General features: G+C 28.8%; 15 protein-coding genes and 1 pseudogene. All 16 read left to right on the top strand.

Features of this window, described 5'->3' with window-relative positions; translation table 4 throughout:
• The first annotated feature begins 124 nt into the window (after positions 1-124).
• The 16 genes and pseudogenes from L872_RS04640 (at position 125) to L872_RS0102510 (ending at position 19,698) form a co-directional block, all read left to right on the top strand.
• Complete coding sequence (locus tag L872_RS04640) at positions 125-2,302, top strand: lipoprotein (RefSeq protein ID WP_036268850.1); 2,178 nt, start codon at positions 125-127, stop codon at positions 2,300-2,302.
• 431 nt (positions 2,303-2,733) lie between these two features.
• Entirely contained in the window at positions 2,734-4,707 is a 1,974-nt protein-coding gene (locus L872_RS04635; RefSeq protein WP_036268849.1) for a lipoprotein, read from the top strand.
• 112 nt (positions 4,708-4,819) lie between these two features.
• A complete protein-coding gene (locus L872_RS0102575) occupies positions 4,820-5,527 on the top strand; it encodes a hypothetical protein (RefSeq protein ID WP_027063312.1) in 708 nt (235 codons plus the stop codon).
• Positions 5,528-5,647: 120 nt separating this feature from the next.
• Positions 5,648-6,340, top strand: a complete 693-nt coding sequence (locus tag L872_RS0102570; RefSeq protein ID WP_027063311.1) for a hypothetical protein — start codon at positions 5,648-5,650, stop codon at positions 6,338-6,340.
• 225 nt (positions 6,341-6,565) lie between these two features.
• Positions 6,566-7,213: a hypothetical protein gene (locus L872_RS0102565; protein WP_027063310.1), complete on the top strand. Its 648-nt coding sequence runs from the start codon at positions 6,566-6,568 to the stop codon at positions 7,211-7,213.
• A 22-nt stretch (positions 7,214-7,235) separates the two neighbouring features.
• Positions 7,236-8,144: a hypothetical protein gene (locus tag L872_RS0102560; RefSeq protein WP_156923100.1), complete on the top strand. Its 909-nt coding sequence runs from the start codon at positions 7,236-7,238 to the stop codon at positions 8,142-8,144.
• Between the two features lie 31 nt (positions 8,145-8,175).
• Complete coding sequence (locus L872_RS0102555) at positions 8,176-8,868, top strand: hypothetical protein (RefSeq protein WP_027063308.1); 693 nt, start codon at positions 8,176-8,178, stop codon at positions 8,866-8,868.
• Between the two features lie 68 nt (positions 8,869-8,936).
• Positions 8,937-10,838: a M13 family metallopeptidase gene (locus L872_RS0102550; protein ID WP_027063307.1), complete on the top strand. Its 1,902-nt coding sequence runs from the start codon at positions 8,937-8,939 to the stop codon at positions 10,836-10,838.
• Between the two features lie 9 nt (positions 10,839-10,847).
• Positions 10,848-11,375 (top strand): NUDIX hydrolase, encoded by a 528-nt coding sequence (locus tag L872_RS0102545; protein ID WP_027063306.1) that lies wholly within the window; start codon positions 10,848-10,850, stop codon positions 11,373-11,375.
• A gap of 631 nt (positions 11,376-12,006) precedes the next feature.
• Positions 12,007-12,084 (top strand): annotated as a pseudogene (locus L872_RS05255) (50S ribosomal protein L11); the annotation flags it as partial.
• Positions 12,058-12,225, top strand: a complete 168-nt coding sequence (locus tag L872_RS05160; RefSeq protein ID WP_211227357.1) for a hypothetical protein — start codon at positions 12,058-12,060, stop codon at positions 12,223-12,225. The pseudogene L872_RS05255 and the gene L872_RS05160, both read left to right, overlap by 27 nt.
• A 226-nt stretch (positions 12,226-12,451) precedes the next feature.
• Positions 12,452-13,195, top strand: coding sequence for a MurR/RpiR family transcriptional regulator (locus tag L872_RS0102530; RefSeq protein WP_027063304.1), 744 nt, complete (start codon positions 12,452-12,454; stop codon positions 13,193-13,195).
• Positions 13,196-13,265: 70 nt separating this feature from the next.
• The gene (locus L872_RS0102525; protein ID WP_027063303.1) at positions 13,266-15,914 is read left to right on the top strand and encodes a PTS sugar transporter subunit IIABC; all 2,649 of its coding nucleotides are present in this window, start codon (positions 13,266-13,268) and stop codon (positions 15,912-15,914) included.
• Positions 15,907-16,848 carry an ROK family protein gene (locus L872_RS0102520; protein WP_027063302.1) on the top strand — a complete coding sequence of 314 codons (942 nt, stop codon included), beginning with the start codon at positions 15,907-15,909 and terminating at the stop codon, positions 16,846-16,848. Before L872_RS0102525 ends, L872_RS0102520 begins: the two co-directional genes overlap by 8 nt.
• A complete protein-coding gene (locus L872_RS0102515) occupies positions 16,841-18,244 on the top strand; it encodes a glycoside hydrolase family 1 protein (RefSeq protein WP_027063301.1) in 1,404 nt (467 codons plus the stop codon). Before L872_RS0102520 ends, L872_RS0102515 begins: the two co-directional genes overlap by 8 nt.
• Positions 18,244-19,698 (top strand): glycoside hydrolase family 1 protein, encoded by a 1,455-nt coding sequence (locus L872_RS0102510; RefSeq protein ID WP_027063300.1) that lies wholly within the window; start codon positions 18,244-18,246, stop codon positions 19,696-19,698. Before L872_RS0102515 ends, L872_RS0102510 begins: the two co-directional genes overlap by 1 nt.
• Positions 19,699-19,733: the final 35 nt, after the last annotated feature.

The following is a 19,733-nucleotide window of genomic DNA, read 5'->3' as shown; positions in this document are numbered from 1 at the left end:
TATTTTGTAATTGCCATGCATTTGCAACAAAAAGAACAAAAGCTTCAAATTTCAAAGAGATGTCAACATAGTAGATGCAACCGAAAAGCTCTTTAAAAAAATTGAAGTTTAAGAAGGGGACAATATGAAAAAAATTTTAACAATACTGGGAGCGATAACCTTAACGGCTTCGACTAGCTTATCTGTAGTTGCTTGTGGAAATACTAAAACTCCACCAATTCCACCAACTGATGAGGCTATTAGTGAATTTAAAACAGAGTTAAACAATATTTGAAGTACTGTTTATAATCAAAATTCCGCTAAGTTTGTACGTAAAATTGAAGCCAGTGGGGATAAACAAAACTATCAGTTATTCAACTATAACTATTTAAACCAGCAATATGGTGGAGAGGGTAATGAAAGTTTTGATCTCTTTAAAAATAACAGTGCTCAAGCAATGTTTGTTAAAGATCTTAATATCTTATTTTCCGAAGAAGAGTTTGCCAGTTTGATCCAAAGTAATTTAGCAACAGGAAAAGATTCTATCAAATTTCGTAATATTTACATGGGCTCAGCCCAAGCAACATTAGGAGACTTTAAAATTTCTGAAGTTGATGACTTTAGTTTACAAAGAACAGAATATACTAATGTTAATACTTCAACTAAAGAGTTAATGTACTCAATTAACGTAACTGTTACTAAGGATATGTATTATAAAAACACTCAAGGAAATACCGAAGTTCACCAAACTAATAAAATTCCTTTAAAACTATTAATTGGAAAAGAAGGGCAAGTATTAACCTTTATTGAAAAAGTTGTTAATGAACTGCCAAAGCAAATGATCAAAAATGGAGATACTAATTTTAGTAGTTCTAAAATTAAAGCCTTAATACCTGACTTTAAAACGTATACTAATTCATTTGACTTAAGTTTACATCCATTCATTAACGATGTTAGATATAAAAATCAATTGTCGCAAAATATTGAAAAAATCAATAATGAGGAACTTAAATATCAAATTTCTTATGGCAATACCATTGCTGACCATTCTGATATTAAAGTAATGTCAGAAATGCTTCAGAATAATACGGAAACTAATCATGGGTTTGAAACTAAAACTTTATATGATCTTCAACGCAATCCTTTAGCTAACAGTTTAATCTTAAAAAAGACTGAAACAGAAGCTCTTACAGAAAAGCAAGCGTTACCAATGATCAATGAAATTATTGGAGATGTCAGTGAAGCAATAGTAACTCATGAACAAGCCCTAAAAAGTTTTCTAAGTTTATATTCAGTAGATAGTAACCTTAAAGACTTCTTAGTTCAAACTAGTTATAGTTTTGGGTATTTTAGATTACAAAATATTTATATTGAATTAGATCAAACTACAAAGTTAGAATTACCAACGATGGTAATTCCCTGAACCTATGAAAATGATGCCAACTTGGTTGGTAAAGAAGAAGCCTTAGGTAAATCAATTTATCAAGCTTTAAAAATTGTTAATAACAATGTCCTTAAGGCTAACTCAGAGTTGGTTACAAACGAAAGCTGACATGAGGGTAATAGTTACAGTGATTTAAGAGCTAATATTTTTACCATTAGTGATGAGATTGGAAAAAACTTAAAAAACTCTTTTAAAAGAACTTGAGAAGATATTGAAGCTGCAAGCAATCCGCTTTTCGAGTACTGAAATGTTCTTTTTACAAAAGACATGTTCAATTTTGATCCAACAACGGGAGTTAACACGTTTCATTTGGTAGGTAGTGAAAATTCTGCTAACACCAACAATTTAGTTACTAACAATGAACTATACGATTTTAATTTATTCTCTGCAAAAATAGAAGGTATTTCTGGGCACGATAAACGTGAAGGAACTTTAACTCCAACTGATAGTTTTAAAGCTACAGATCAGGAAGGTTTAGCTTCGCCATCATTATTTGTTAGAGGTGGATGACCTGCAGAACCAGCAAGACATACTTCGGTTTTGACACTAAACCAATATCATAAAGAAAATATGAAATTACCTTATAGTGTTAACTACAAATTTAATTTAGGCTGAATGAACTTTGATTTATTCTTACCGTTTGATAGAGGTATTTGACTAGAAAACTTTAATAAAAATAATAGTCGAACATGAGATGGAAAAGAATATTGAGAACTAAGCAATGACAAAAGCTTATTTGCAGACTCTAGAGACCCCAATAAATTCGACTGAAATTTGGCTAATCCCTATAAACAACTAGCAAGCGTTAGTGAATCAAAAGATTCTGGAGTTTATGGGCTGAAAAGTATTCCCTTATTATTTTTTAAAAACAAAGATTAAGAGTTTTTAACTTATAGCTTCTGTAATTACTTACAAAGGTAGTTATTAAATAACAAAAAAACGTTTAGATTTATTTGATTTATGACTTAAGCAATATAACTTATATAGGTTATTAGCAACAATTCCCTCCTATCTAAACTAATAACAATATAACCAACTGCTAAGCTCAATAGCAGTTTCTGAGCTAATCAAAATGTCACACAAATTTATATTAAACTTACAAAAATGTGAAATAGCGAGAGAATTTCCCGTTTTGGGACAATCTCTTGTTTTTTTTTTTTTTTGTTAGAGTTTATTTGTAATTGCTAGTATATGAAGAAAACAAATAGAAAACATTTTAATTTTTCATAATATACTATAAAAATGTTAAATCAATTACTTGTGATTAGTCCTACTATGAAAAATTTTAAAATCATAAACGGAGAAAAAGAATGAAAAAATTATTAACACTACTAGGAGCGTTATCCTTAATTACAACTGCAGGAACTACAGCTGTTGCCTGTGGAAAGAAAAATGTTGTCAAACCTCCAACAAATGAAAACTATGAAGAAACTTTAAAAGACTTCAAAAATGATTTAAATAAATTAACAGCTGAGATTTATTCACTAAGTGAAAATCAAGCAAAATTTACCAGAGCTGTTCCCGAAACTGGAGATTCTAGCTCGTATAACCTTTTTAATTTAGATTTTTTATTAGAAAATTATGAAAATGATTCTGAAAAAGACTTTTCTTGAGATCTAAGCGAGCAAAATTCCAATATTGATGCTCAAGCGTTAATGACTAATGATTTAAATAAATTATTTACTCAACTACAGTTTGAAAAAGCAATATATGATGCTTTTGAAACTGGAGAGAATGCCATTAAATATCGCAATATTTATTTAGGTAATGCTGCTGCAACTTTGGGAGAATTTCAAATTGTAGCAACAAGTCCATTTGTTTTGAAAAACACTAAAATAGATGGTCAGGAAATTTATTCAATTGAATTGACTGTTACTAAAAAAATGTATTTTAACGATAATAATAACGTTAAGACATCATTTTCAACTAACCAGTTACCAATTAAAATTGTGGTTGGTGAAGAAGGCGCAGTCCTTTCATTAATTACCAACGTTGTTCAGAATCTTCCCAAGGAACTGTATAATACAGAAACTAACTCAACCAAACTTAAACTTTCAGATTTTAGAAAAACCAATCCGAATTTCAAAAGCTATGGAATTTTAGATCATGGTATTGCTAAATATATCAACTCAGCAGAGTTTAAAGATGTTTTAGAAACATCAATCAAAAACCAAATTAGTACTGCTTTTACAGCTAATGTGGAATTTGGCGATGAAATCGTTAATCAAGATGAAGTATCAGTTCAAAAAGCGTTATTTGATAATATTGGTTTAAACCAAATTAAATGATGAGCAGACATTAGCAATAATGCCTTACTAAACAGTTTTTTATTAAAACGTAGTGATACAAAAGCTATTGAAAAAGATTTAGTAATTAAAGAAATTAAAAACAGTACTCATGACTATGAAGCTTTATTAGAAGCTTTTGATAGTAGTCTGGAAAAGTTTTTAAATGAAATTCCTGTAGCTGAAACTCAAACTGAAGAAATTATTTCGCAAACTTATAACTATGGAACATTTGTTTTGTCAAATATTAAAATTAAAATAAATAGCGGTGAAGAGATTAAAGAACTCCCAATTCCAACAATTACAGTTCCTTGAACTTATACCAATGATTTAGCTCCAGAAAATTCTACAAAAGAAGATGCCTTTTTTGCCGAAATTTATGACTCAATTTTAATTGCCAATAACTATATGTTACAAATTAATAATGATCAAGATACCAAGCCTTTAGAATTTTTAAAGTTGAGTGAAACTTTAGACAGCGATATCAAAACTTTAATTGAAGAAAAAACTGAAGTTTCTTGAACGGAAATTTTAGCAAAGTTAGATCTAAGCCCTAATAATGAAGTTACTTTCTTTGAACTTACAAAGCAAAAGCAATATCAAATTCAATTAGTTGGAACTCAAATGAGTAAGACTTTACAAACAGAAATGAACTTTGCCTTTGATGGTTTTCGTAGTTGAATTCAACTTGACAACTCAAATCATGTTGCACTTAAAAAAACCGCTGATGGTAAAATTGGTATTGGACTATCAAATGAGGCTAAAACGATTGATGGCAGTTATATAGAATATAAGCTTCAATTTGGAAATACTCGAATTCAATCCTTATTGCCAATGTTTAAACAAAATGATGGTGGTCAAAATGTCTATACTGGTGATGAAAGTAGAGAACAAATTGTTGACAAAGATGTTTTTGGAAGTAATTTGTCAGAACAAGAATATGCCAATTGAGTAATGAAAAATAAAGCTAATTGATTATTACTACAATTAAAAAAATAAGTTTTCTATAAAAAAAGTTTATAAAACTATTTTAGTTTCATAAACTTTTTTTTTTTTTTTTGAATAAGAACATTGATAATAATATTAGTAACTTTAGAAAGGAAACTTGCTAATGAAAAAGTTAAGAAAAGTTTTTGAAAACCCTAATTGCAACTTAACAAGAATTCAATATTTGCAATTGTTTAAAACTAAAATTGTTAAAGAGTTAATTGTTACTTTAAGCAGTTTAATTATGGCTATTGGGGTTGTTCTCTTAGTTGAGTTTTTAATTATTCGAAATAAACAAGGTAGTTTAGTTTCTTACCGAGTAGGTGAAGTATTAGCAATGATTATCAGTGTTTATTCTTTTTTGAAAATGCTTCTAGCTGTGAAGACTTGGTATTCCCTAATTAAATGTTGCCGATATTGTCAGCAATGAGAAAAAACTTCACTATCTCAAAAAAATTGAGTCTACTTAGAAGTTAGCAAGATATCACAAAAATATTTTGCCAAAAAAACGGTTAAAAGTATATATGAAAGCCCCGAACCAAATCCTATTGTATTTAATAATAAGCAATCGATTGAATGCGGCTCAATGGGGTGTAAAGAGCGATCATGACTTTTTGAAATACTTTATTGAATAGCTTGAATGGCTGACAACATTTATAGTCTTCTGGTAGCCATTTTAGCGGCAATATTTTTCTTTTTACCAAAATCTATTGACTATATTAGCCATTGATTAAACTTTTTCAGAATTGAAGATAGTCCACAAGTGCGTCAAAATTATGAAAAAATGCTTAGACAATTTTGACCAGTTGATTTAACAAATATAGATGCTTAAAAAGTCAAAATGGGTAATTTAAATTGACAAGTTATTAAAAATTTGACAAAAGGCTTTTAAAATCATTATAAAACAAGTTTGCTTTTGATATTCTATTTAAAATGAATAAAGGAGTATATCATGTCAAAGATGGAAAAAATGTTTAGGACGCCCAATCTTAAATTAACTAAGCTAGAGTTTTTAAATTTATTACGTCTGAGAATGCTCAAAGATTTATTGATCACAAGCATAGTTGTTGGAGCAATCACATTTTTTATTATTTTGATTGAATTAGTAATTTTGCAAAAGAGCAAGGTTTCAATACTATCGTATCGAACTGTTGAAATTATTGGAAGCATTATTGCTGTTTTTGGATGTTTAAGATTGTTAGCAACAATCAAAAAATACTTAATTTTGATTAAATCTCGCAGACAAACTGAGAATTGAAATCAACTTTCAAAAATAGATAAATTTTGAGTCTATCTTAATGTTTTAAAAATATCACAAAGTTATTTTTCAAGAAAAACTTTAGAAAGTTTTGAAGTTGAACATGATCGACTATCTTTAGATATAAATTATGATGAAAATAAAAGTTACAAATTTGAAAATATAGGAATAAGTAGACGACCATCATTATTTCGTATGCTACGATGAATAATATGATGATTTGGAGAACTTTTCTCTTGAATACTAATTGCAATATTTGCGGTAATGGTTTTTCTCCCAAATATTGTTACTTACTTTAATTCGCTATTAAATATTTTTAGAATTGAAGATACTGTCGAAGTCAATGAAAATTACAAAAATATACTATTACAATTCTGGCCTGAATAAAATTAACCCTTGGAGATATTTCTTATAGAAAGTCTCTTTTTTTTATAAATATTACTCAACAAAAAAGCAAATGGTTTCAACAACAAAATAAAAATAGCAGTTCTTAATAATTAGTATTAATATTTAGATACCTAGGCATAAACTAAATAATGATTTATATATAACCAAAGGAGAAAAAATGCATTTTAAATCGTTGCTTATATTACAACATTAAGTGGTTTTTCTGTGGCACCAATTTTGAATTCATATTTGAATTCAAAATTGGTTGAAGAGCAGGAAACCCAAAAAGCTAAATTAGCTAGCCAAATCAAAGAAGAAGTGTTACAAAAAAATTCTTTTCATATAGATGCTAGCAGTATTATATTTAAGAAATATAATTTAAATTTATCAAATTATAATTACCAAAAAACTAGTTATAAATATTTCGGAAAATCCAAATTAGAGCAGCAGGTTAGTCAGTACATTCAAGTATATGACCATGATTCTAATTTACAAAGAACATACGTTTATGATAAAGATAAAATTGAAAAACATATGGTTAAATATTTAACTGAAAATATTAAGGATCAACATTCATTAGATGATTTGACGATTCAAAACACTGAGGATAATGGTTTTGCTGAAGACATTAAATTTGTTAAGAAATATGCTCAAAATCAGGACCTTCATTATGATAGTAGTTTTATTAACAAACTAGGAGAAATTTTCATAAGTGCTTCAAGTGCAACAAACGATCAGGGAATGAAGTATTTGACAAATAATGCTTGAAAACATTATGAAGATGATTATGCTAAAGAAGATAAGCCTGTCTTTTTTTTCAGAAAGTATCAATGGATATCGAGATATAAACAAGGCTTTGGATATTTTTTCTAAGATATTAATTTATGCAACTGTAATGGCTACTATGAAAAGTGTGCTTGTTAAAAGAATTATTGCAAAAACAGCTGGTGCCATAACAAATGCTTTTGTCAAAGGTTTTAAAGTTTTATCTACATCTCCAACTAATGTAAAAAAAGCATTGGGAAAAGTAATGTCTTTTATAGTTAAGGGAACAATAAAGGTGACGCCTAATAAAATGATCAACTTTATTCTTAAAGCATTATTTGGAATTGATGTTTCAGGGAAAAATGTTTCGATTGATGATTTTATTAAGAAAAACAAAGAAATGTTGCAACAAAACTATGGGAAAAATATTTCTGATAAATATGAAAAGTTTATGAAGGAAGGATTTAGAAACGGATTAGGACATAAATTTTTAGGTTCTTTTGGACAAGAAAATGTAAAAGATAGAGCAATCATTATTTTTGACAAAACTAAAAATCCTGTTTGAAACTTGAAAAATATTAACTCATATTCAGTTGGTAAATGACGTACATGATGATTCTTTTTATCAACATATAAAGCAAGTGCTGAAAGAAACTATACAAAGAATATTGATAAATCATTAGTATTTTTTACATCTACATTAGCTACAAAAGGTTCTTGAACGGGAACATATTATGGTCCAATAGATAATCCTAGAGAGGGTTATTATGATGTGCATTGAGGAAGAGCTATTTTAGAATGAACCAATTTAAAATTGACACCAACATTTGAGAAAAAATCTCAAATAATTGCTAAAAGTCAATTTGTTGCAAAAAATTTAGATTCTATTGAATCAATGGTGGATATTTTTGAAAATGACTCTCAGGTCTTAATAGATAGTGGTTTAGAAAAAGAAGAAGTGCAGTTGTTCAAAAATTATCCTAAACAACAAGGGCACATCAATAAAAATCTACGTCACTTTTCAAGTTTATTTTGATAGAGAAAACTACTTATAAGAAGGGAGAAATACAATGAAAAATACCAATATTATTAGCGTTGATATTTTTGATCAGACTATTGTTGAAAGAACGTGCAAAAAAGTTAAAATTTTTGGATACATTGGATTGATATGCTTAGCCATACTTTTATTGGCAGGAATCTTATTTTCGTCTTTGGAGTCTGCACAAGGTGAGAGAGTAGTTATTATTATGGGCTATATTTTTGGCCCAATGATAGGCGTGTATATTATGCTAATACCATTTTTTATTCTACACTTACTGTTGTTACGCTATGCGAAGTATATATCTAGTGTTGAAAAAAAACACCTGAATGAAGTAATCTCGTATGAATTTAGTTACGAAGAATATCTTTGAAAGTTTTATTTTTTGGGAGTTCTTGTTTATTGTAATCGAGAGTCTTACAAAAAAGTCTTTAAATCAATAAAATTTAATAAAAGTACTAAAATAAGAAAAGTCATTTATGGATCTTTAAATTTCATAATGCTATTTATAAATTTTTTTGTAATTGCATCAATAAGATCTCACTCTAATGACTGAACTGACTATTTGACATATTTTTTTATTCCCTTTGTTGCACTTTTACAATTGGTTATTTTTGGGTATGCAATATTATTTTGTTTCTTGTTTAGTTTTATAAAAAACAAAAATATTAAAATTGATTTGGATGACAAGATAATTGAAGAAATTCAAGCAAAAATTTTTTAAAGAAAGTTTAGCACTTTCTTTTTTAATATACAATTATATAAATAGAAAACAGAATAGAGGTTATAAAAATGAGTAAAGTAAGAGCACAAGACAACTTTTTTGAATATGTAAACAAAGAGTGAATGGATAATACTAAATTACCAGATGGTTATGCATCATGAGGAAGCTTTGAACAACTAGGAAAAAAGGCTGATGATGATATCAAGAGCATTATTCATGAACTAATAAACCAAAAAACACCATTGTCAAAAGAAAGTCAATTTATTGTTAATCTTTACAAAAATTATTTAAATGATGAAGCCCGTAATAAAGATGGGATTTCACCAATTCAGCCAATTTTGACAACAATAGAGGGTTTAAAATCAAAAGCGGACTTAACAGCAATGTTTATTGAATTAAGTGAGAAATGAGATATTAGTTTCTTCCATAGTAAGATGATTGATGCTGATTTTGAAGATAGTAATACTCGAGCTTTAATGATTGATTCAATGGGATTGGGAATGTCAGATCGTGATTTCTATGAACCAACTCATCCTCGTCATGAACAAATCAAAGCAGCATACCAAACTTACTTAAATGCTTTAGTTAAAGAAAGTCAAGTGACTTTGTCAACAACTAATATATTTGATTTAGTGTATAACTTTGAAAAAGAGATTGCTCAATCAATGTTGAAAAAAGAGGAGTTAAGAGACCCTAAAGCAATTTACAATTTATTTACTCCTGAAGAAATTACCACAAACTTTGGATTTATTGATTGAACAAAATACTTAACTGCTACAGGTTATATTAAAGCTCCTAAAATTATTGTTAGTGAACCGAAATTTTTTACAAAGTTAACAGCGATGTTAAATGATATGCCATTAGAAGACTTAAAAGACTTTATGAAATTACGAGTAATTTCTGGTTATGCTGGATTACTAACAATTAATCTTTATGAAATTAAGTTTGCTTATCAAGCAGTCTTTAGTGGAGTTACTACTAAAAAACCAGCTGAAGATCGTGCAACAAAATTTGTTAATGATTTAATTGGAGAATTGTTATCACAAGAATATGTTAAACGTCATTTTTCACCAACAGCGAAACAACAAGTTTTAGCAATGGTAAATGATTTAATCAAGGTTTATAAAACTCGTATTAAAGCTTTAGATTGAATGTCAGAAGAAACTAAAGTTAAAGCATTAGAAAAAGCAGATTCATTTACAGTCAAAATTGGATATCCTGATAAATGAGAAGATTTTAGTGACTTAAATATTCGTTTGTATGAAGATGGAGGAAGTTTATTTGAAAATGTCTTGAGTATTAATCAACACTATTTAAATAAAGAACTAGCAGATATTGCCAAACCAGTCGATAAAGATAAGTGATATATGTATGCCCAAACAGTTAATGCCTATTACAATCCAACATCAAATGAAATTTGTTTCCCAGCAGCAATCTTACAAAAACCATTTTATGGTGAAGACCAAGAATTAGCCAAAAATCTTGGAGGAATTGGAGCAGTTATTGGTCATGAGGTTAGTCATGGATTTGATGATGAAGGAAGTAAATTTGATAAAGATGGAAATCTTAAAGACTGATGAACTCCAGCTGATTATGAGCAATACCAACAACGTACTAATAAGGTAGTTGAACAATACAATGCTTATGAGTTTAATGGTACTCATGTTAATGGACAATTAACATTGGGAGAAAACATTGGAGATTTAAGTGGAGTTGCAGCAGCATTAGATATTTGTAAAGCGCAAGCACCAAATGACTTAAAACTATTTTTTGAAAACTTTGCAACTGTCTTTTGTCGTATTACAACTCCTGAATTACAAAATACTCGTTTATTAACTGATCCTCATTCACCTGAAGAAGTTAGAGTTAATGGTGTTTTTGTAAATATTGATGAGTTCCATGAAGTTTATGAAACTAAACCAGGAGATAAAATGTATAAACCAAAAGAGGACCGTATTAAGGTTTGATAGAGGTTAAGTATGGAGATTCTAGATTTATACGACATTAATCGTATCAAGACATCCAAAAAACATCTTCGAGGGGAAAAAGTTATTCCGGATCATTATCGCTTAGTTGTTCGAGCAGCGATCTTTAATGAACATAACCAAATGTTAATTCAAAAGCGTCAAGCTACCAAGCAAAATAAACGCTGAGATAATTATTGAGATATCAGCGTTTCTGGATCAGTGATTCAAGGAGAAACTAGTCAGCAAGGAATTCAACGTGAAGTACAAGAAGAGTTGGGCTTGCACTATGATTTTTCGCAAACAAGACCAGCATTAACAATTAATTTTTATGAAGGATTTGATGATATTTATCTTATCGAAATTCCTAAACTAGATATTGCAACATTGACGCTACAACCAGAAGAAGTAGCAGCAATTAAATGAGCTACACAAGCAGAAATTATTGAAATGATTGATCAAGGGATTTTTGTTACTTGAAACAAGGATTTACTAAATCTATTATTTTCTTTAAAAGGTAAATGAAGCAATTTCGACATTTAAAAAAGCACACTAGTGTGCTTTTTTTATTGCTTCAATGTTTTGTAAGGGATTTTGAACTAAAATGATGACAAACTTAATAACAGTTTTAAATCTATAGTGACTTATCTATCTTGTCAATTTTTCATCCTACATAAAAGATTACTCCAAATGTTAAAAAAGGTCAGAAACTTAAAACACTTAAGATCATTATAGATTTTGGAGTTAATACTTTTTTAGATTGTTTAATTATGAGTAAACTATTTGAGCTAAACAGAAGTCAACAAATAAATAATAATATCATTGGTAAAACTTTGGCATTCGTATTAGAGGTAAAGGCTATAATGACAAAGAGCATAAATATTACTCAACCAATGGAAAACAAAATTGATGCTAATCCTGCTAATCAAAACTTCTTTTCATTTGATTGATCTTTATGTAAGACTATTTCCTTATAGTCGATATGAATCATTAATACGAAAGGGAATATTAAAAAAATAAATGAAGAAAATATTTGAAAAAAATTCATTCGTTTTACCCCCTAGTATATAAATATGTTATATCTTTTAAAAAAATAAGTGACGAATACAGAACCTATTTTAAGTTAACTATTACTAGTCTTTTGTAGGATTATATAAGTGTAAAGGAGAAACAAAAAGATGATAAATCATTTGACTTTGTTTTAAAAACAACACCTGCTGCAGCGATGTTAAAAAAAGCAGCAACAGTTAAATGAGCTACACAAGCAGAAATTATTGAAATGATTGATCAAGGAATTTTTGTTACTTGAAACAAAGATTTACTAAATCTATTATTTTCTTTAAAAGGTAAATGAAGCAATTTCATTATAGATGATTTGATTGAAATACAATAATTTAAAAGTTTTAGATACAAAGATAAATTGAGATGCAATTTACTCAAGTATTTAAAACTTTTTTTGATTTGTAAGACGTTTTTTAACAGCTTTTAAAAGATAGCAGTTATTTTTGGAAATTTAGATAATATATGTTTTAATTGAAATATAAGCCATTGTCAAAAGGGATTTATTTTTAACCGTAAAAAATGATAGTTTTTTATATGTTAAGTGGGAAAAGGTAAAAATGGAATCAGTATTAGAGAAGTTAGAAAAAGCGTCAAAAACGATTGATGAAACAAGCTATAAAATAATCGCACAAGAAATTTTGAAGAATTTTTTTGCAGGAGTTTTTAATAATCAAGAAGCTTTAGCCAAACAATGTTATGTTGCTGTTTCACAAGTAACAAAATTTTCAAAAAAAATTGGTTATTCAGGATATCGAGAGTTATTGTTTAATTTAAAAAATGAGTACAAACATTATGGATGAGATCAAAATGAAAATGAAGTTACATCAATAGAAAAATTTAATCAAATAACAAAGTGAATTTCAAAAAATTATCGTTTTGTAAGAGCAATTGTGCAAGCTATTAAAGCAAAAGAAACAATCAACATTTATGCTTCATATCAAGTTAGGCATGCTGCTAAGTATATTGTGGAGTTATTTTCTTCAATGGATAAAGTAGTTAAAATAATTTCAAATGAGCTAAGAAACGATATGAAACCAAATAAAGCAGATGAAATAAATTTAGTGTTACTTTGTTCACGAGATAATGAATCATTAATTAGAGTATTTAAAGCACAAAATAATCCAGAGCAACAAAGCTTTTTAGTTACAACTGAAAGACAAAAGGAAAAAATGAAAATGCCTTTTGAAGAAATAATGTTAATAGATTATAATTTTGATAAGTCTAAAAAGGTATATCGAAATCTTGCGATTGAAATGCTATTTATGTATATATTTGAAAATATTCAAGAGCTTTCCAATTAGGAAAGCTCTTTCCATTTTTACCCAAAAAAATTTAAATAATGGAAAATATTACTGTAAGGAAGGTAAGAAAATGGAGATTATTATTTATGCGCCAGTTGATGGCGAGATAAAAAGTATTGAAAAGTGTAAAGATTCAATGTTTGCTGATCGAATGCTTGGCGATGGTCTAGTTATAATTCCCTCAAAAAATACATTTAAAGGTTTTTTTGATATGGCTACTGTAACGATGATTTTTGATACAAAGCATGCTTATGGTTTTGACGTTGATGGTTTACAATTTTTGCTTCACTGTGGAATGGACACTGTTTCACTTGATGGAGAAGGTTTTAAAACAAACTTAACAGTTGGAACTAAAGTTACCAAAAATGATGAACTATTTAATGTTGATTTAAAACTTTTAAAAGACAAAAATATTTCAGCTGAGACACCAATTGTTTTTGAATTTAATCAACTAAAAGAGTACCAAATTAAAGATTTAAAAACAGGAATGGTTAAACAAGGAGAACAAATTTGTACAATTGAGTATATCAATGAAAAAGAAACAACTAAAAAAGAAACTAAAATTGTTACTGATCCTGCAGAATTCTTTAATGTTTCTGGTATATATGAAAGAGGAGCAAAAGATATTAATGCATTTGTAGGAAATCAAGCAAATTATGATGAAGTTTACAACTGTATGACAAGACTTCGATTTAAGATTAAAGATAAACAACTAGTAAATATCGATGAACTTAAAAAAATAAGTTTGGTTAAAGGAACAGTATGAAACGGAAATGAATTGCAAGTTGTTATTGGTCAAGATGTTTTCAAAGTTAAAGATGAAATCATTAAAGACAATAGCAATTCAAATGCTCTTAAGGCGTCTTTAGGTTCTAGAAATGTAAAAATTCCTTTGGGAAGAAAACTTCTAGCAATGTTTTCAGGAATTATGGTTAAAATAATTCCAATTATGGTTGGAGCCGGATTAATTCAGGCAATTATAGCTATTTTAATACAAGTAGGAGTTATGCCCAATATTGTCTTTAAAATAACTGCCGAATCTGCAGCCAATGATGTTTTGATTACTCAAGCTCCTATTGGATGAGCAATCTTATTTGCGATGGGTAAATCAACAACCTACTTTGTAGGAATTATAATTGCTGTTTCAGCAGCAAACTACTTTAAATTAGAAGGTTTAATGGGAGTCGCATTAGGAATAATTCTATGTTGTCCGATGATGTTTTATGACGGAGGACCGCTAGGTATTGGAAATGAATTTATTTTATTTGATTTTGGAGACTTGAATACGGGAAACCCAATGCTAGATGGTATCTCCAAAATTAAAATAAATACCATGAATACAAAAATATTTGTTATTGTTGGGGCAATTTATACTGCTAAAGTATTGGACACTTGATTAAAAAGTGTAATTCCAGTTGCTCTAGAATTAATGTTTAGACCATTTATTGTAATTCTAGTTGTTGCTCCATTAGCCTTTTTTGGATATGGAATCGTTTGAAACTTTGTAGAAACTTTATTTGGAGCACTAATGTTTTACGTTGGTAAAATTCCAGTAGGTATTGGAGTAGGAATATTTGTCGCTTTATGACAAGTTGCTGTTATTTTTGGATTGCACATTATGCTTTCATTAATCAGTACATTAGATCACTTCCAAAATGGTGGTCAATCAATTTATGGAATAGCTGGTTCACTATCAGTTTGAGCTCAAGTTGGAGCCCTAATTGGGGTTATAGTAGTGACCCAAAATTCAAAACTAAGAAAGCAAGGTCTGGGAATGCTACCGGCAGGTTTTTTAGGAATTACAGAACCAATTTTATACGGAATTAATTTACCTAAAAAAAGACCATTATTTTCTGGAGTTGCAGCTGCCTTTATTGCTGGTGCTTTTGCCAACATTTTAGGAGTAACTAAAAGAGCTTCTTCAGGAATTGGAGTTTTTGAAGCTATTGGATTTTTCTCAGAACCAATTTACAATGGAAAAGGAGCAATATCACCAATAGAAAATGGAGTGTATTATCTATTAGCATGTGCTATTGCTTTAGGATTGGCAATTTTATTCAGTATGCTAAGTTATAAAGAAAGAGTTAATGAAAAAACATTGTTAACAAAAACATTGGAAAAAACAATTCTGTTAGCGAAACTACAACTAAACTTAACTATTGATGATGTAAAAACTTTGAAAAATGATGAACATCAAATTTTAAGTCTTTTTACAAAAGAAACAAAAAAAGAAATTATTCAAAATGAAAAAAGAATTCAAAAATGACTAAGAGTTTCTGAAAAAATTAATACGCTATTAGAGAAAGAAGAAATTGCCAAAGATAAATTAATCACTCAAGGTAAAAAGTTAATAGCAAAAGAAAAATTTGATAAAGCTTCGTTATTGATGCATCGATATAATGCTTTAGATTGTACCGAAACAGTAAATCAACTAAGAAGCTTAAAAGAAGAATTATACAAGGAAATTGATTTTGCTGCTTTAAATAATACTGCAGCAAAAATGCAAAACGATATTGAGCAAATTTTAGCTAACTCAAAATACTTAAGTGATGATCTTATCAATGAAGTAAAATTAATGATCTATAACAATTTAAATAGTGTTCAAATTCATTATGGGTTATTAGAAGTTAAAAACCCTAATGTAAATTTAAATAATCTAATTGATGATCAAAAAAGTCTACTAAAAAAACAGAAAAAGGAAAATGTAATTAATGCTTAATATAACTTTTGATGTCGGAGGCACTGGTATAAAAGTCATTGTCTTTGAGGAAAACAAAGAAATTGAAACAAAATATTTAAATCATAGTAATCAAATGCAAATTGGAGAAAATTTAATGCTGAAAACTCCTTTAATTGATGTCTTGAAAAAGATTTCTGAAGTCTTAGATAATGTTAATGAAGAGTTTAATTTAGCAATTTCTTTTCCAGGAATTATTGATACTAAGAATAAAAAGGTGTTGGCACCATCATCAATTATTAATGTTGATGAAGATTTAGTGGCCTACTTTAAAAAATATAAAAAGCTAAAAAACTTTGTTATCGCAAATGACGCAAAAGCTGCAGTTATCGGAGAGTATCAAGAGAGAATTAAAAAAGATCAAAGTATCACTAATATGGTTCATTTAACAATTGGAACCGCACTTGGAGCGGGAATTATTATAAACAAAGAAGTTGTAGAAGGAAAAAGTTTTCAAGCTGGTGAAATTGGTAAAATGTATAGCAGTTTAGAAAAAAATAATCCTTCAGTAGTAGCAATCGATACTGGTATGGGAACATTGTTATTAAAATATTGATTGGAAACTCAAACAAAGATTTCTGGTGAAGAGTTCTTTGAATTGTTTAATAATCATAATCAATTGGCTGTTGAAATGATGGATGATTTTACTAGTCATATTGCTAAACTAATTATCAATCTTGATTACATGTTAGATATTGATTTGATCACAATTGGTGGAGGAGTCAGTGCTAATCCCCAATTCATCAAAATGATAAAAAACAAAATAACTAAGCATAAAGACTTTTATTGAAATGAGACAATCGTTTATAGCAATCATCATATTGAAGGCAAATTTGATGAGTCAATATTAAAAAATAAAGCAGCATGTTATGGTGGTTTATATTTATTAAATAAGGAGAAAGAAAAAAATGCATAAATTTCCAAAAGACTTTTTATGAGGAGCATCAACTAGTGCTTATCAAATAGAGGGAGCAATTAATCAAGGCGGAAAAGTTCCCTCAATTATGGATCGCTTTGATGAACGAGACTCATATCCAAAAGGAATAACAGGGTTTAAGGTGGCATCAGATCATTACAATAAATGAAGAGAAGATGTTTCAATGATGGCCGAAATGGGATTCAAATCTTATAGATTTTCAATTTCTTGACCAAGAATTATTAAAAATGTTAAGGGAGACGTCAATGAAGAAGGAATTAAGTTCTACAGTGATTTAATTGACGAACTTTTAAAAAATAATATTCAACCAGTTGTAACAATGTTACACTTTGATACCCCTGATTTTATTGATGAAATTGGTGGTATTGACAGTCATGACTTTGGTAAATTATTTGAGCATTATGCAAAAGTATTATTTGAAAACTTTGGTTCAAGAGTTAAATGATGATTAACAATTAATGAATTAAACATGTTTGCCATCGCTGGACAAATCATCGGAGTTATATCAGAAAAATCACAAGCAACTAAATGACAAATTATGCATAATCTAAATGTTGCTCAAGCTCGAGCAATTAGATTGTGTAAAAAAATGTTGCCTGACGCAAAAATTGGACCAGCACCAAACATTGCTTCAGTTTATCCAGCATCAAGTAAACCTGAGGACTACCAAGCAAAATTAAATTTTGATCAATTACGTAACTGGATTTTTCTAGATATTGTTTGCTTTGGAGATTACAGTAATTGATTCAAAAACTTCTTGAAATCAATTAATCAGGAAATTGACATAACTGCTGAAGAAAAAGAAATTTTAAAAGACTCAAAACCTGATTTTATTGCTTTTAATTATTACACAACAATGACAGTTGCTAATATCACAATGGAAGAATATCTTGAATCAAAAAATCAACCAGCCGATCAACAATCAAAATTAGTAATTCCTGGAATTGGAAAAAGCGTCAAAAATGAAAATCTAGAAAAAACTCAGTTTGGTTGAGAAATTGATCCGTTAGGATTTAAAAATACTTTAAAAGAAGTTTGAGATCGATACAAGTTACCAATTATGATTACAGAAAATGGAATTGGAGCCAGAGATGTTTTAACAAAAGATAATAAAATTCATGATGACTATCGAATTGAATACTATCAAAAACATATTTCTTCAATGGCAAACGCAATTGCTGATGGAGTTGAAATGATTGGTTATATGCCATGAAGTGCAATTGACTTAGTGTCAACTCATGAAGGAATTTCTAAACGCTATGGGTTTGTTTATGTAAATCGCGATGAAGACGATGAAAAAGATATGAAAAGATATCGTAAAGATAGTTTCTTCTGATATAAAGATTTAATTAAGAATAACGGAGAGAATATATAATGGGTAAAAAATTAGAATTTCCTCAAGAATTTCTTTGAGGTGGAGCAACCGCTGCCACACAAATAGAAGGTGCCTATGATGTTGATGGAAAATCACTTTCGATTATGGAAATGATTCCGTTTGTAGAATTAGAAGATCGTAAAGATTTGTCAAAAACTAGAAACTTGACAATGCAAAGTTTTCTAGATTCAATTGAAAATAAAAAAGGACTACATTATCCTAAAAGATTTGGAAACGACTTTTATCATCGATATAAAGAAGATATTAGACTTTTTAAAGAAGCTGGTTTAAAAATCTTCAGAATGTCAATTGCCTGAACAAGAATCTTTCCTAATGGAGATGAAAAAGAACCTAATCAAAAAGGTCTAGAATTTTATCGAAATGTTTTTGAAGAATGTAAAAAACAAGGATTAGAAGTTATGGTAACTATGAATCACTTTGATACGCCATTCCCGATTATTCAAAACTACAATGGTTGAAAAAATCGTGAAGTAATTGATATGTATCTTAAGTATGCGAAAGTTATTATTGATGAGTTTAATCAATATGTAAAATATTGATTGCCATTCAATGAAATTAACTTGGGTGTATTATTTTCCGCAATAGCTACTGGAGAAGAAGATGCCTCAAAAAGTTTTGTTGAAAAATTAGCAGCTACTTATCAAGAACTGCATCATCAATTTATTGCTCAAGCTAAAGTTGTTGAATATTCTAAAAAATATGAACATATAAAAATAGGTTGTATGGTAGCAGATACAACAACATACCCCCTAGATTGTAATCCTATTAATGTTCTAGAAAATCAACAAAAAGAGCAAATGAAAAAGTTCTTTTATTATGATGTAATGATCAAAGGTGAATATCCAAGCTACTCAAAAAGATTCTTTAAAGAAATTGGAGTAAACCTTGAAATGGCATCAGGTGATTTAGAAATCTTAAAAAATAATCCTGTTGAATTCATAACTTTTAGTTACTATATGTCAAGTACAATTTCTAAAGAAATGGGTGAACTAACAGAAGGTAACTTAATGAGGTTAGGTAAAAATCCATTTTTAAAAGCAACTGATTGAGGTTGACAAATTGATCCTTTAGGACTGAGATACACTTTAAATCAGTTATGAGATCGATATCAAGTACCATTGTTCATTTCAGAAAATGGAATTGGAGTTTTAGAAAAACTAAATGCCAACAATACTGTTGAAGATGATTATCGAATTGACTATTTAGGACAACATTTTGAACAAATGAGTGAAGCCATTAAGGATGGTGTTGATCTATTTGGTTATACAATGTGAACGCCAATTGATGTCGTGTCAGCTGGTTCAAATGAGTTTTCAAAACGTTATGGAATGATCTTTGTTGATTATGATGATTATCATAATGGAACAGGTGATAGGTATTTGAAAAAATCATATCACTGATTTAAAAACTTTATGGAAACAAAAGAAATTTAACGCTTAATGTAAAAATATATTAATAACTAAAATTC

The sequence above is a fragment of the Mesoplasma seiffertii ATCC 49495 genome, from assembly GCF_000518725.1.
GTDB lineage: Bacteria > Bacillota_I > Bacilli_A > Mycoplasmatales > Mycoplasmataceae > Tullyiplasma > Tullyiplasma seiffertii.
The sequence above is the reverse complement of the archived record's forward strand: the minus strand, read 5'-3'. Positions and strand labels throughout refer to the sequence as shown.